This window comes from Lachnoanaerobaculum sp. OBRC5-5 (assembly GCF_000296385.1).
Lineage (GTDB): Bacteria > Bacillota > Clostridia > Lachnospirales > Lachnospiraceae > Lachnoanaerobaculum.
This window is the reverse complement of record NZ_JH815185.1, coordinates 2,640,059-2,655,231: the sequence shown is the minus strand read 5'-3', so window position 1 is coordinate 2,655,231 and position 15,173 is coordinate 2,640,059. Positions and strand designations below refer to the sequence as shown.

Genomic DNA, 15,173 nt, shown 5'->3' with positions numbered 1-15,173 from the left:
TAAGGAGTAATAAAAAATGTCAAATTTCAAGAGTTTAGTTGAAAAATTAAAGAACCTCAAAACACAGGATATGTTCATGAACGACTTCTTCCTTACATGGGAAAAGACAGATGATGAGCTTAATGCTGTATGGACAGTTGCTGATGCACTTCGTGACCTCAGACAGAGAAACATCTCTACAAAGGTTTTCGATTCAGGACTTGGAATATCACTCTTCCGTGATAACTCAACAAGAACAAGATTCTCTTTCGCTTCAGCTTGTAACCTTTTAGGTCTTGAGGTTCAGGATCTTGATGAAGGTAAGTCACAGATCGCTCACGGTGAAACAGTTCGTGAGACAGCTAACATGATCTCTTTCATGGCTGACGTTATCGGTATCAGAGATGATATGTACATCGGTAAGGGTAATGCTTATATGCACGAAGTTGCAGATTCTGTTGAGGCAGGATACAAGGATGGCGTTCTTGAGCAGAGACCTACTCTTGTAAACCTTCAGTGCGATATCGATCACCCTACACAGTGTATGGCTGATGCTCTTCATGTAATCCATGAGTTCGGCGGTCTTGAGAACCTTAAGGGTAAGAAGATTGCTATGAGCTGGGCTTATTCACCATCTTACGGTAAGCCTCTTTCAGTTCCACAGGGTGTTATCGGTCTTTTCACAAGACTTGGTATGGATGTTGTTTTAGCTCATCCGGAAGGTTATGAGGTAATGCCTGAGGTTGCTGAGGTTGCTAAGAAGCAGGCAGCTGAGTGTGGCGGTAAGTTCACTATCACAAACGATATGAAGGAAGCATTCAAGGATGCAGATATCGTTTATCCTAAGTCTTGGGCACCTTTTGCAGCTATGGAGAAGAGAACAAACCTTTATGCAGAGGGCGATTCAGAGGGAATCAAGAAGCTTGAGAAGGAACTTCTTGCTCAGAATGCAGAGCACAAGGATTGGGCATGTACAGAAGAAATGATGAAGCTTACAAAGGACGGTAAGGCTCTTTATCTTCACTGCTTACCTGCTGATATCACAGGCGTTTCTTGCAAGGAAGGCGAGGTTGACGGTTCAGTATTCGACAGATACAGAGATCCTCTTTACAAAGAGGCAAGCTTCAAGCCATATGTAATCGCAGCTATGATCTTACTTGAGAAGTTCAAAGATCCTGCTAAGGTTTTAGAGCAGCTTGAGGCACGTGGACAGGACAGAATCTTTTCAGAAAAATAAAGAGGCCAGTGAGTCTTAGTAAATCCGGCGACAGATGTCTTGTCGCCTATACAAAAGGGGGGCGGCTATTTTAGGCTGCCCCTTTATCTTTATAAACTATATCCTAACATTAAGGGGAAATTTATATGAAATTCAAAAGCAAGATTGTTATAGCTCTTGGTGGTAATGCCCTAGGTAATAATTTAAAAGAGCAGATGGTAGCTGTAAAAACTACTGCAAAGGCTATCGTAGATTTGATCGAAGATGGCCATGAGGTTCTTATCGTTCATGGAAACGGTCCACAGGTTGGTGTAATAAACAATGCTATGACAGAGTATGCGCATAATACCGACTCCGATTCAACTCCACTTTCAGTATGTGTGGCAATGAGCCAGGCTTATATCGGATATGATATACAGAACGCTCTTCGTGAGGAATTTTTAAACCGAAATCTTGAAGTTCCTCCAATAGCTACAGTTGTTACTCAGATCAGAGTAGATGAGAATGATAAAGCATTTGAAAATCCTACAAAGCCTATCGGTAAATTCATGGGCAAGGATGAAGCTCTTGAAGCTGCAGGAAACAGAGGCTGGATCGTAAAAGAGGATGCCGGAAGAGGTTACAGAAGAGTTGTTGCTTCTCCTGCTCCACAGGAAATTATTGAGTTATCTGCTATTAAGTCAATGGCTGACAACGGACAGGTTGTAATCTGCTGCGGTGGTGGCGGAATCCCTGTAATATCAAACGGAAAGCATCTTTCAGGTGCTCCTGCAGTAATCGATAAGGATGCCGCTGCCGCTCTTCTCGCAAAGAATGTAGGCGCAGATACACTTATTATCCTTACTGCTGTAGAAAAGGTTGCCATCGGATATGGCACAGAAAATGAAAAATGGTTGGATAAGCTCAGCACAGCTGAAGCTTTAAAGTATGCTGATGACGGAGAGTTCGCTCCGGGATCAATGCTTCCAAAGGTACTTGCCGCAGTAGATTTCGCTGCTTCAGGTGAAAACAAAACTGCAATGATAACATTGCTCGAAAAAGCTAAAGATGCTATTAACGGTAAGACAGGTACAAGAATTGTAGATTGATCAGGGAGGTATTGATAATATGAGTAATTCAGCAAATGCAGGCCAGAAGCAGTATGCTTCTATATTTGAATTGGACGGTTTCCCAAAGTTTTCAGAAGCTCTTCCACTTGCACTTCAACACGTGGTTGCAATGATTGTAGGATGTATAACACCTGCTATCATCGTATCAAATGTTGCTGAGCTTTCAGGTCCGGACAGAGTGCTTATGGTTCAGGCGGCTTTGGTAGTTGCCGCATTGTCTACACTCTTACAGCTTTTCGGTATAGGTACCAAGACATTTAGAATCGGTGCAAAACTTCCTGTTATTATGGGTATAAGCTTTGCATACGTTCCTACTATGCAGGATATTGCGAAAACTTCGGGTGTAGCTTCCATACTTGGAGCTCAGATAGTCGGTGGTATTGTTGCTATATTGGTAGGTTTCTCTGTTAAGAAAATTCAGAAGCTTTTCCCACCGCTTGTAACAGGTACTGTAGTATTTACTATCGGTCTTTCACTTTACTCAGTTGCTGTAAACTATATGGCAGGCGGTCTTGGAAAAGATGACTACGGCTCTTTAAAGAACTGGGGTGTAGCAATTTTTACACTTATTATTGTTATAGTACTCAACAACTTTGCTACAGGTATCTTAAAGCTTGCTTCCATATTGGTGGCAATGATTTGCGGTTATATTCTTGCATTGGTGCTTGGTATGGTCAACTTCTCATCTGTCGCAAGTGCAGGTGTATTCTCACTGCCTCAGATACTTCACTTCGGTATAAAGTTTGACCTGGCAGCTTGTATAGCAATCGGACTTTTGTTTGCTATAAACTCTATTCAGGCTATCGGAGATTTATCAGCTACAACAAGCGGTTCTATGGACAGACTTCCTACAGGTGATGAGCTTAGAAGCGGTATCATCGGTTATGGTATCTCAAATATACTCGGTGCCGCACTTGGCGGACTTCCTACAGCTACATTCTCACAGAATGTAGGTATTGTAACAACAACAAAGGTTATAAACAGAGCAGTACTTGGACTTGCAGGTATTATAATACTTATAGCAGGTCTTATACCTAAGTTCTCTGCATTGCTTACTACTATCCCTGTTTGTGTACTCGGTGGTGCTACAATATCAGTATTTGCTTCAATAGCAATGACAGGTATCAAGCTTATCTTCACAGAGAAGATGGACTTTAGAAACACATCTATTGTCGGACTTTCAGTAGCTCTCGGTGTAGGTATATCACAGGCACAAGGTTCACTTGCCGCTTTCCCACCGGAATTTACTACTATCTTCGGAAAGAGCCCTGTAGTTGTTGCAACTATCATGGCTGTTCTATTGAATGTAGTCCTTCCAAAAGATAAAACAGATCTTAAAAAATAAATTATAAATCTAAAAAGGAGTTATTCGGAAATAGATAACTTCAAAATAGGGGGCTGTCGGGAAATACTGAAATTTAATCCCTACAGAACAAAATAGAAATATCCTGACAAATACAAGGCATTTTGGCTTTGTGACTTTGTCAGGATATTTTGTTTTTCTATTATGCTGTATATTTTTTGGCATAAAAACCCCTTGGCTGAAATTTTGCTTTTGCATTTTTTACTATGCTGTTTTCTCCTGTAGTTTTCCTTCAAATTTCTTTAGTTTGGCATAGAGAAAACGATGATATTTATTTATATTTCTTCCTATTGCAAAAAGCATAAATTCTTTATAAACCTTATCTGAAGTACGATAGTTAAAGCGTCGGAAATCTTCATTCTCTTTAATATCTCCAAAATGACCTTCTGTTTGAATAGAGCGTATCTGTCGTTTCAGAATACCTTTTTCACTCTGTATGTTAGCATGTGATTTCTCTCGAAGCTCTTCCCATACTTCATTGATCTTCATCAATTTGTTCTTATCAATATCTTTATCAGGATTATATTTATATAAGCATTTAGGCTTATGTTCACATCCACTACAGTCTGAACATCCATATACCTCATATGTTTGTGTATAACCATTCTGTTCTTTCTTTTCTGTGTTGATATGTCTAAGTTCACGGCCGTCATGACAGATATAGACTTGCTCATCCTCAAATACCGTTGTCTTCATGTTGTAGTATTTACCTATATCTTTACTGTATGCTCTTGTTTTTCGTTTTTCGTGATCCTGTAGTTTTATATAACTGTCTATTTGATTTTCTTTCAGATATAAGAGGTTTTTCTCACTACAATAGCCGCTATCTGCCGTAACTTCTTCAAGCACTTCTCCAAATGCTTTCTTATGCTTTTCAAGGACAGGAATCAGTGTGTTATAGTCTGTACGATCATTACTTACATAACCATGCACAATAAAATAATTCTCTACTGCTATCTGTACATTGTATGCCGGCTTTAGCTGCCCGTTCAGCATATGATCTTCCTTCATTCGCATAAAAGTTGCTTCCAAATCAGTTTTGGAATAGCTGTTTCTATCTTTCCCCATAATCTCAAAGCATTCTTTATAGTGCATTAATCGCTATCCACAATGTTCAAGTTCTTCATAGAGTTGTTGAAGTTTTGGCTTTCTCTTACCCTTTCCGTTAACAAATACAATGCCTTCTCCGTCAGCAATTGTCATAAGATTTTTCTGGAGCTTAAGTATTTCAAGAGGAGAGCAGTTATCAATCTCTATAATACGGTTATTAGATAGCTTTTTATGTTTTGTAATCTTTCTTTTTCTGTTCTTTTCAATAATATCTCTAACTTTATCAATCCCGTCAATCACAAACATTTGTGCATTTCCAAGCTCGTACTTCTCCCCAAAACTGTTATCTTGTAAAAAAGAGTTATAGTCTGAATAAAGCTTATCAATAGAATCCAGAAGACCTGCAAGATGATAATTAATGCTTCCACGCCATACAAAAGTATAACGATTAGCATTAGCTTCTATTTTCGTTCCATCAATAAACAATTCTTTTAATATTACAAATCCTTCTTTTTGTAATCGTCTCATAAACTGATAGTTTAAGTCATCTAGGATATCTGAAGTAAGTTTCTTACTTTTAAAATCATAAAAGGCATCTCTTTTAGGCTTCCTCCCTTGAGTAAGCCAGATAAAAGCAATATCTCTTTCGCATAAATCTACAATACGATCAATAGAACGAATTCCTCGCATATTTGCATAAGTAATAACTGCATACATCATAATTGGATTGTACCCTGTTCTTCCCTTATCCGAACAATTGGCTAACAGTCTGGAAAAATTTAAATCCTCCATAACTTTTTTTAGGGTATAGACTGGATCGTCATCGGGTAAACTCAATTCATAGAAGCTAAAGTTGATTTTCTGTTGACCTATTTCAAAAAAGTCGTTATAATAATTAACTGTAAGCATAGTTACATTATAACATGTAACGGAGAAAGATGGTTATCGTTAGCCATCTTTTTTTATGTAAAAACTTAGGGAGGAGTGACTCATTTTGAGTTACTCCTCCCTCTTTTATAGCTGCCTTTTCCCGACAGCCCCCTAAATTTTTATTTTATACAATAAAAGTACGATAAAAACTTGTGTTTTTATGGCTCTAATATTTATCTTTATTGACTTTTATATTTTTTTAAGATAATTCTCAAATAATATCCCGAGTGATAATACTTACACTAAAATACCTCAAATAATTTTCTAAAAGATATTTTCCCATATTCTTTTATTACTTTTTCTTTTCCATTTCCGTAGTCATAGATAAACTTTGTAAAATGTGCTGTCCTGTCATGCCCTATTATGTTAAGTTCATCAATGTACAGTACATTAAACTCACTTTTCTTATACATATATCTACATAATTCATCCAGATTTCTCACTTCCTTAAATTCTTCCAACCCTTCACTCTCAGAAATTGTCTTATATCTTTTCTCAGGTTCATTCCATACTTTTATATGAGACATATTATCGTTGAATATCTCTATCCTCCTAGCTGTATTTTCTCCCTCTATCAGTTTGAATTGCCCCAGTGTCTTTATCTCTCCCTTTATATATTTGTCGGATACTTCTTCACACTTATCGACCAACATAGTTTCATTGTCAAAATAAAATACACTTCCATCAGTAGCGACATACTCCAATTTAGCTTCTGTGGCTTGCTGTAATTCATATTTTCTTACTCCATCATAAAAAAATTCTATAGAATCTTTACTACGTATATTTATTATATTTTGTAAGTGAGCTCTATATCTATAAACAGAATAACTACTAATGCACACCAAAGTAAGTATTCCCCAAAAAATAAATAATCTTACCGTTCTCCCCTTTTTATCCAATTTAATCCTCCATGTGTTTTATTCAAATAAATCACCAAAATCTATTTTCCCATAGTCTGTTATCACTTTTTCTTCTCCATTTCCATAATCATAAATAAACTTTGTAAATCGTGCTGTTCTATCATGACCTATTATGTCAAGTTCATCAATATACAGTTCTCCTTTATTACTTATCTTGTTCATATACTCAAACATTTCTTGTAAACTTTTAATCTCTTTGAACTCCTCCAAACCCTCGCTTTCAGAAATTGTCTTATATTTTTTTTCTTGCTCATTCCATACTCTTATGTGTTTCATATTATTATTAAAGTTTTTAATTGCTTGCTCAGTATCATGACTATCAAATGGATTTATTGTATATGAATAATTCATTCCAAGCTTTTCTAACATTAATTTATCCTCTCTTATATTAGTATCTTTAGTTAAATATCCATTCTTTCTAGCCTTTGCTTTACTTGTATTTGGATATAAACTTTCATAGTCTGACCATAATTTTTGAACAGTTTTCAAGGCTTTACTTTTTCTAAGAGTTATAGCTGTATACAATGCTAACTCTTTCCCCAATTTTAATACATTTAAATTATTATATAATGATTCTAAGTAAATCATTTTATTATCTTTTAATTCATTATTTATCCTTTTTGAATCTAGAATTCCTGATAACAAACCACCAACAGTACAGGCTATACTTAAGGGTGTTGCTAAAGGTGCTGCAGCTATTGACGGTATTGTAAGAATTAATGCAGCAATTGCTGTCCCCCAAGTTACCATTGCAGCACCATCAGAGCTTTTTGCACCAACACTATCTAATGCCTCTGATGCAAAATCTTTACTACTCTTACATACACTATTTCCTGATGTTACAAATATATAAACCTCTTGCAATTTAACTTCTATTCCCCACTCAGTTGCAACTCCGACATACGGATTTACTCCTAAATCTACCAATTCTCCATCATCATACTTTAAAGTGTATCCCATAAAATGTTTTGTTTCATCTTTATTTAATTCTATATTGAATAAAAGTTCTTCATTAAACTGAAAATTATACAAATTCCCTGCCACTATTACTTCATCCAAAAGTTTTACATTCAAGAAACTTCTCTGTATCATCTCATCAGTAGCACTAGAAACAATATCCTCAATACCAAACATAGTATTATCTTTAATGAATCTTTTCAGTTTATCGCAGGTATCTGTGAGTTTTGACCATGTTATTGGTTTTATAATAAATACTTTGTTGCTTAAACTACAAAATCTAGCATAAGCATTTGCACACCCCGATACATAAATAAAATTATCAAGAAGTGTATGTTGACAAATTGTAACATTAGATATTCGTTTGTCAGCAGTTGTAGCTATATAAGCACAACAAATAATTTTTTTTATTATATTTACATCTTCACATACACATAAATATATTCCTAACTTTATCAATGCATCCTCTTCACTCTCTTTCATGACTGATACATTCCTTAGTAACAGCTTTTTTACAATCAATTCATCCACTGTGCCGTCATCATTTAAAAATTTAGGATATTTATTATAGGACTTACTTAGTGTATATTCCTGCCCTGATGTTACAGGTGATATTATTCCTCCATGCTTGCATGGTAAATATGAGTTTGTATCTAAAGCATATTTACCGTTTATGGTAACACTCTTTCTAACATTTCTCCATTCTCCAAGTTTAAAACGGCAAATATGTTTGCCTACAAGCGGTTCATCATTCCATTTTGAACATGCAACAAATCCGTCAAACTTTTTATCATCGGTATTTGCAAGAGCCCCGGTTTCACTGCTGTCGGTATAAACACCATGATCAGCACTATTCAGTGTAGAATAATCACTTCCACGACTACAACAAAGTATTGCACCGTTAACAAGAAATTCTGTGCTTTCATCATTATGTTCTTTCCAATACTGCAACATTTTGTCTTTTATCTTTTTCTCGTCTGCATCTGTAAGCTCCCTTATCGATGCCCCAAAAGCGCCTTTTTTCTTACCTAATACTTCATATATCCATTCCACCTGACTTTTTTCTTCCATATCTACCTCTCATACATATCATTCTGCTACCTTTTATTCTTATTTCCTTATCATCTATACTCACTCTTACAAATTCATTCTCAACTTGACTTACTTTTGCAAATACTGTCACACATGTAAGTTTATTGACTTTATCATTTCAAAAGCTGCTCTTTTCCACTCATCCATATCATCATACCTGCAATTAAATGCTCCCTGAATAATATATTTGTCTATACTGATTAAATATATTATGTTATAAGCGGCTTCATCAATTCCATAGCTTTTAAACTGTATTAAGCTTATACTGTTCCCTGCAACACTTTCAATTGTTTTATCTTCAAAAAATACATATGCCGGATTCATGTTTTTTATCATTGTTTTTAACATGTTTATGGCATAGCTCATATCCCTTTCACCCGATGAAGTTACTAATAAATTAAACGAGAAATTTACGCTCCCATCAAGATTTGTATATATAACATCAGGCTTTTTCTCAGATATGTACTTAGTGTCTACAAGTTCAGGTAACATAATTACAAATTCATTCGGCATCATTACAGACAACTTTTCTTCAAACAACAGTTCTTTATGAAATAATGTAAGTGAGTTTTGTATATATAGCCCCTCTTCTATACTGCCGTATTCATCACGTCTTTTTATGTGCTTTGCACTTATTACCTCTTCATCAAAGTATTCCATGCCTATATCCTCTCTTATCTTTTTAACACTGTTATCTCATCATTTGATTCAATAGAAATCATCTGTGCCTCTATTTTTATTTTTCCTTTTGCATTTATATGAAGTTTTTCGATACTTCCAAAGTTTGTTAATGCTGATGAAAGGCTTAATATACTTGACCCTCCACATTTAACAGAAGTTTCATCCACTGACATTTCCTTTTTATCCTCTGTGGTAAGCCCTCTATCGCTCTTTTTAATATGATCAATTATATCAGAGGCAATGACAATCTTACTTTCTTCACTGTCTCCAAAATATAACTGCACTCTGCTGTTTACTTCAGGCATACAATACATGACATTTCCTGTAATCGGAATCCATACAACCGGAAAAACACTTTCAGAACAGTCAATATCACTTTTGACATAGATATGTTCTTCTTTTACATCTACAACCTTCCCACCGATTACAAGCCCAGTAATATTCTCATTAAGTTTTTGTGTTGATTTTATATATTGTTTATCACAAAGCTTGTATGTAAAAACCAAGTACCCTTCTCTGGTTTCTATTTTTTTCTCTTTTATATAAAATATTTTGCCCATAAACTCCGTCTTACTTCCAAGTTCATAGTCATTATAGTCTGATATTTTATAGTATCTATCCCCGACAGGCATATTATGGTGTACTTTTGATAAATCATTTTTTTCATAAATATCTATTTCAAACTCTGATTCATAATGATCCGGATGGAAATGTACCATATCTTCACTGTATGGCATACCATAATAAAAAGCTGTTACTCCTGATTTATAATCAGCCACAAGCACTTCTCCAAAGTTACTTGCAATTCTCTTTATAAACTCCCAATCAGTTTCCTTATATTGTAAAAACAGCTTTCCCAGCTTTTTAATTTCTGTATTATAAATCACCCTTGTCTCAATTTTAGAAGATACCTTTTCGATAACAGACTTTATATTATCTTCCTTATTTTGAAACAGCCTGTCATTTTTTTCTTTATCAAGCAACAAACTTTTGCTGAATGCTTCTATATGGCATACGCAGACACCTAAATCATTACTAAATCTAAAACTTTCGATTATTCCTTTGAACAAAATCTTAGTTTTGTTATCTGCTACATCGGTATACTCTATGCCTATATCGGAGCCTTTTATCTTATTTATTATGTTTTTAATTTGATTAATAAAACTATAACTGATATTAACCTTCAATTTTACGCATGCATGACTACATGGCTTTACTGTAAAATATAAATCAGCTACACTTTCTACTTCCAACAAACTATGTACTTTTACATTTCCTAAGCCAATCATTTTAAAATGCTCCTTTACAAGTATTTTTAGTACTCAATCTCCAAAGCCTGTAGGCAAATTCCTTTCATGCCTCGTTTTAATAGGCTTTCCACAAAATCAAGCCTTGCCACAGTAGACATGCCGTCAACACTTGGTATCTTAAATAAAGCTGTATCCGGTATATTTTTACCTATAAGTATTCCCTTATCTATATATCGTCCACGCCTGAATGTAGTTCTATCCGACAGACAATCTATTCTTTTAAGAATCGGGATTATATACTCATATGCTTCATCGCTGCTTTCTCCCATTAAAAGAACCCTCTTTATTACTGTTGCCGGCTCATAAAGCTTAAATATCCTGTATGCTTCATCAGACAACATAAATATTCCCTGATCCATTATATCCGGATATTTAGTATGCTCGTCAAATGAGTTCCGTATATTCACCAAAGATATCCCCGCTTGCTTATAACTTTCTCCTTCTTCAAGATATTCTTCTTTTATGCTCTTTCTCATATCAATCATTAAAGGTAGAGGCTCATAACTTTCGTCAGTACCTATAAGAAAATATCTTTCACTCATACAATATTCCCACTAAAAAAGTGTTCTCCCCTCTCCATATAAAGGCCATATACTATATTAAAATCATTTAATGCAGCCCCATTTTTCTTATTAATATATTCAACAAAGCACTCTATTGATTCTCTCCATATCTGCCTTCCGGTCATCAAATATCTAAGGCTATATTGATACTTTATATCCTTTTTTTGAAAATCTGTAACTTTTTCAATCTCCATATGATTAAGCATATATTTATCTATCGTAGCAAAGTCCTCTGTTATATACCTTTTCATTAAAGGAAGTTCCCTGTATATACTTTTATCGAGATTGCTCAAGTATAGATCCTTACCATATACCCCCAGTCTATATTCATATGATTGTGTAACAAAGCTGCTGTAGAGCGGCGAAATCACAATATATTTAGCATTTTTTTCTCCCAAAAGTTCCTCCAAGTCCTTAAAAACACATTGTTTATAATCATCTTTTTTCAGATGAAACTCTTTTAAAAACTCTTCACTTCTTTCCAAAAATAACTTATTTTGCATAATTTCAATATCCGTTATCACCTTACCCCCCATAAAACCTGAAAACTCTCATTATGACCAATCTTTGTACTTGTCATTAAATAATTCAAATAAACTAATCACACTCACTGATATTTCTTTACTTTCTCCATTTCCGTAATCATATATAAACTTTCCGGGTTGACCTGTTCTGTCATATCCAACTATATCAAGCTCATTCATATATAAAATATTTTCGTCATTTCGCCTATTCATATACTCCCACAGTTCTTCAAAACTATTTATATCCTCAAACTCTTCCAACCCCTCATTCTCAGCAATCGTTATATATCTATTCTCATGTGCACTCCATATCTTATATGTTTCATATTATCATTAAAATTTTTTATCAGTTCTAATGTTTCTTCACCTTCAGTTATCTGAAAGGAGCCAAGGGTAGGTAAATCACCTAAAATATATGGCTTTATAACTTCATCATATATATCTAAAAGCACGGGTTCAGTTTCTATTATTCTGATATTTCCTTTACTATCTGTATACTCCATATTTGCACCTGCATACAGCATCATTCTGTATTTCTTCCAGCCATCTTCCATAAATTCCAATGCTTCTTTTTTCTCATATCTTCTAACTTTTTAGCTCTTTCCCTAAATAAATGATTTCCATATATCAATAATACTAAGGAAAATATTATACCGAAAAAACACATTTAGGCTTTAATTTGTTTCCCATTACAATAATACTCCTTATAAAGCTATTCCCTATACCCCTACTTCAATAAGCCAAATAAATTAACTAAGCTAATCCTATTGATTGATAATTCTTTAATTTTTCCATTCCCATAATCATATATAAACTTTGCATCTTGTGCTGTTCTGTCATATCCAACTATGTCAAGTTCATTTATATATATAACTCCTTCATCATTTCGCTTATTCATATATTCCCACAGTTCTTCAAAACTATTTATATCTTTAAACTCTTCCAATCCCTCATTTTCAGCAATTGATATATACCTGTTCTTATGTGCACCCCATATCTTTACATGTTTCATATTATCATTAAAGTTTTTTATAAATTCTGATGTTCTTTTACCTTCAGTTATCCGAAAGGAGCCAAGAGTAGGTATCTTACCTAAAATATATGGCTTTATAACTTCATCATATATATCCAACAGTGCCGGTTCAGTTTCTATTATTCTGATATTTCCTTCACTATCTGTATACTCCATATTTGCACCTGCATACAGCATCATTCTGTATTTTTTCCAGCCATCTTCCATAAATTCTAATGATTCTTTTTTTCTCATATCTTCCAATTTTTTAGCTCTTTCCTTAAATAAATGATTCCCATATATCAATAATACTAAGGAAAATATTATGAAGCAAAAAACCCATTTAGGCTTTAATTTGTTTCCCATTACAATAATACCTCCTCATGAAGCTATTCCTTATACTCCTATTTCAAGAAGCCAAATAAATTAACTAAGCTAATCCTATCAACTGATACTTCTTTAATTTCTCCATTCCCATTATCATATATAAACTTTGCATCTTGTCCTGTTCTATCATGTCCAACTATATCAAGTTCATTCATATATAAAACGTTTTCGTCATTTCGTTTATTCATATAATCAAAAACCTCCGGTATAGTTTTCAATTCCTGAAACTCTTCCAATCCCTCATTTTCAGAAATAGTCCTGTATCTACCCTCACGATTATTCCATATCTTTAAGTGCAACATATTATCATTAAAATTTCTTATTCTTGTAGTAGTCATGTAACTGTCAAATACACTGACATAATAACTGTAATCATTTCCTAACGCATCAATCTTCATATCTCCCGCAGTCATATTATCATCAGGTGTTAATTTACCACTACTCTTAGAATTAACTTTTCTATTGTTAAGTTCTCTCTTATACGATAGCCAAGTACTTTCGCTTTTCTTCAATATCGGTGTAGTTCTCAATGTGATAGCTGTATACAATGACATACACTCACTCATCCTTATTACATTTGTATTTTTATTGTTTGCATCCAGATACAATCGTTTATTTGTCCCAGTTTCATCACTCCTTCTATCTGCATCAGCCTCACCTGCTGCCAGGCCTGTTACAGTGCAGGCAAATCCCAATGGTGCTGCAAAAGGTGCTGATGCTAAAGCAGGTATTATTGACAATGCTATTGAAATTCCCGCAGTTCCCCATGTTATTACAGTTGTCTTTCCGGAGTTTTTAGCATCCACACTCCCTACTACCAAATTTGAAATCTCAGCAATACTGTCGAACTTATTATCCCCTGAGGTTATATAAATATAAGCCTCCTGTAGTATAGGTGTAACCGTATATTTATCGACCCTCTCCATCTTTAATCCTTCTTGTATTAAAACACTGCTTTTTGTCAACTCTCCATCGTGATAACGTAAATTATATAACAGTACTCCTGTATTAGCCCCACTGTCAAACTTGATACTATGAACTCTATCTATATCTGACACTGTTGTATATATATTGCCTGCCAGCAATATTGTATCCAATAATTTTACGTTTAAAATTTGTATTTTTATAGCATCTACCTCTGTTCTGTCCACATCCGGCTTTGCGTCAGAAAGTATTTTCTCATTTACATATCGTTTCAACTTGGCAGCAGTATTACCAAGTTTATCCCATGTTGGAGGAAACTTTATATCTACCCTGTTACGTAGGCTACAAAATCTTGCATATGCAGTAGACCAAGATAATACATATTTGAAGTTATCAAGAAGTGTATATTGATAAAATTGCTCTTCAACTTCATTTCTATAGAATTGCTCTAAGTATGCACAACAAATAATCTTTCTCAACTTCTCTACATCAGTACATACACATAAATATATTCCCAACTTAATCAAGGCATCTATCTCATTCTCTTTCATTTGCTGCATATTTCTTAACAACAATTTTTTAATAATTAATTCATCTACTGTGCCGTCATCGTTTAAAAATTTAGGATATTTATTATAGGACTTACTTAGTGTATATTCCTGCCCTGATGTTACAGGTGATATTATTCCTCCATGTTTGCATGGCAAATATGAGTTTGTATCTAAGGCATACTTACCGTTTATGGTGACACTCTTTCTAACATTTTTCCATTCTCCAAGCTTAAAACGGCAAATATGTTTGCTTACAAGCGGTTCATCATTCCATTTTGAACATGCAACAAATCCGTCAAATTTTTTATCATCGGTATTTGCAAGCGCTCCGGTTTCACTGCTGTCGGTATAGACACCATGATCAGCACTATTAAGCGTAGAATAATCACTTCCGCGACTACAACAAAGTACCGCTCCATTGACAAGAAATTCAGTGCTTTCATCATTATGTTCTTTCCAGTACCGCAACATTTCTTCTCTTATCTTTTTCTCATCTGCATCTGTAAGCTCCCTTATAGATGCCCCCAAAATCCCTTTTTTCTTACCTAATACTTCATATATCCATTCCGCCTGATTTTTTTCTTTCATACGTACCTCCCGCAATG

The 15,173-nt window shown here is 34.6% G+C and carries 11 protein-coding genes and 2 pseudogenes; 3 read left to right on the top strand and 10 right to left on the bottom strand.

Going from position 1 to position 15,173, the window contains the following annotated elements:
• The first annotated feature begins 16 nt into the window (after window positions 1-16).
• The 3 genes from ygeW (at window position 17) to HMPREF1135_RS12245 (ending at window position 3,649) form a co-directional block, all read left to right on the top strand.
• Window positions 17-1,216, top strand: coding sequence for a knotted carbamoyltransferase YgeW (ygeW, locus tag HMPREF1135_RS12255; RefSeq protein WP_007595643.1), 1,200 nt, complete (start codon window positions 17-19; stop codon window positions 1,214-1,216).
• A gap of 125 nt (window positions 1,217-1,341) precedes the next feature.
• Window positions 1,342-2,283, top strand: coding sequence for a carbamate kinase (gene arcC / locus HMPREF1135_RS12250; protein WP_007595641.1), 942 nt, complete (start codon window positions 1,342-1,344; stop codon window positions 2,281-2,283).
• 19 nt (window positions 2,284-2,302) lie between these two features.
• The gene (locus HMPREF1135_RS12245) at window positions 2,303-3,649 is read left to right on the top strand and encodes a uracil-xanthine permease family protein (RefSeq protein ID WP_007595639.1); all 1,347 of its coding nucleotides are present in this window, start codon (window positions 2,303-2,305) and stop codon (window positions 3,647-3,649) included.
• 222 nt (window positions 3,650-3,871) lie between these two features.
• On the opposite strand, the pseudogene HMPREF1135_RS14565 reads toward HMPREF1135_RS12245, so the two are convergent.
• From HMPREF1135_RS14565 to HMPREF1135_RS12190, 10 genes and pseudogenes are all read right to left on the bottom strand, one after another.
• Window positions 3,872-5,626 (bottom strand): annotated as a pseudogene (locus HMPREF1135_RS14565) (IS1182 family transposase).
• Window positions 5,627-5,889: 263 nt separating this feature from the next.
• On the bottom strand, window positions 5,890-6,546 hold the full coding sequence (locus HMPREF1135_RS12230) for a hypothetical protein (protein ID WP_007595634.1): 657 nt from the start codon (window positions 6,544-6,546) through the stop codon (window positions 5,890-5,892).
• 18 nt (window positions 6,547-6,564) lie between these two features.
• Window positions 6,565-8,595 (bottom strand): PAAR-like protein, encoded by a 2,031-nt coding sequence (locus HMPREF1135_RS12225; protein WP_007595633.1) that lies wholly within the window; start codon window positions 8,593-8,595, stop codon window positions 6,565-6,567.
• A 108-nt stretch (window positions 8,596-8,703) separates the two neighbouring features.
• Entirely contained in the window at window positions 8,704-9,276 is a 573-nt protein-coding gene (locus tag HMPREF1135_RS12220; RefSeq protein ID WP_007595631.1) for a hypothetical protein, read from the bottom strand.
• A 14-nt stretch (window positions 9,277-9,290) separates the two neighbouring features.
• Window positions 9,291-10,586, bottom strand: a complete 1,296-nt coding sequence (locus tag HMPREF1135_RS12215; RefSeq protein ID WP_007595630.1) for a hypothetical protein — start codon at window positions 10,584-10,586, stop codon at window positions 9,291-9,293.
• Between the two features lie 26 nt (window positions 10,587-10,612).
• Entirely contained in the window at window positions 10,613-11,149 is a 537-nt protein-coding gene (locus HMPREF1135_RS12210) for a hypothetical protein (RefSeq protein WP_007595629.1), read from the bottom strand.
• Window positions 11,146-11,694: a hypothetical protein gene (locus tag HMPREF1135_RS12205; RefSeq protein ID WP_242824859.1), complete on the bottom strand. Its 549-nt coding sequence runs from the start codon at window positions 11,692-11,694 to the stop codon at window positions 11,146-11,148. Before HMPREF1135_RS12205 ends, HMPREF1135_RS12210 begins: the two co-directional genes overlap by 4 nt.
• A 30-nt stretch (window positions 11,695-11,724) precedes the next feature.
• Window positions 11,725-12,361, bottom strand: a pseudogene (locus HMPREF1135_RS14485) (hypothetical protein).
• A gap of 60 nt (window positions 12,362-12,421) precedes the next feature.
• Window positions 12,422-13,072 carry a hypothetical protein gene (locus HMPREF1135_RS12195; protein WP_007595622.1) on the bottom strand — a complete coding sequence of 217 codons (651 nt, stop codon included), beginning with the start codon at window positions 13,070-13,072 and terminating at the stop codon, window positions 12,422-12,424.
• Between the two features lie 38 nt (window positions 13,073-13,110).
• Window positions 13,111-15,156 carry a DUF4280 domain-containing protein gene (locus tag HMPREF1135_RS12190; protein ID WP_007595620.1) on the bottom strand — a complete coding sequence of 682 codons (2,046 nt, stop codon included), beginning with the start codon at window positions 15,154-15,156 and terminating at the stop codon, window positions 13,111-13,113.
• Between the last annotated feature and the right edge of the window lie 17 nt (window positions 15,157-15,173).

What these genes read in the sequence shown, in the direction of transcription:
- HMPREF1135_RS12215 (WP_007595630.1), bottom strand. Translation starts at nt 10,586, where the DNA reads ATGATTGGCTTAGGAAATGTAAAAGTACATAGTTTGTTGGAAGTAGAA.
- arcC (WP_007595641.1), top strand. Translation starts at nt 1,342, where the DNA reads ATGAAATTCAAAAGCAAGATTGTTATAGCTCTTGGTGGTAATGCCCTA.
- HMPREF1135_RS12220 (WP_007595631.1), bottom strand. Translation starts at nt 9,276, where the DNA reads ATGGAATACTTTGATGAAGAGGTAATAAGTGCAAAGCACATAAAAAGA.
- ygeW (WP_007595643.1), top strand. Translation starts at nt 17, where the DNA reads ATGTCAAATTTCAAGAGTTTAGTTGAAAAATTAAAGAACCTCAAAACA.
- HMPREF1135_RS12245 (WP_007595639.1), top strand. Translation starts at nt 2,303, where the DNA reads ATGAGTAATTCAGCAAATGCAGGCCAGAAGCAGTATGCTTCTATATTT.
- HMPREF1135_RS12225 (WP_007595633.1), bottom strand. Translation starts at nt 8,595, where the DNA reads ATGGAAGAAAAAAGTCAGGTGGAATGGATATATGAAGTATTAGGTAAG.
- HMPREF1135_RS12190 (WP_007595620.1), bottom strand. Translation starts at nt 15,156, where the DNA reads ATGAAAGAAAAAAATCAGGCGGAATGGATATATGAAGTATTAGGTAAG.
- HMPREF1135_RS12195 (WP_007595622.1), bottom strand. Translation starts at nt 13,072, where the DNA reads ATGGGAAACAAATTAAAGCCTAAATGGGTTTTTTGCTTCATAATATTT.
- HMPREF1135_RS12210 (WP_007595629.1), bottom strand. Translation starts at nt 11,149, where the DNA reads ATGAGTGAAAGATATTTTCTTATAGGTACTGACGAAAGTTATGAGCCT.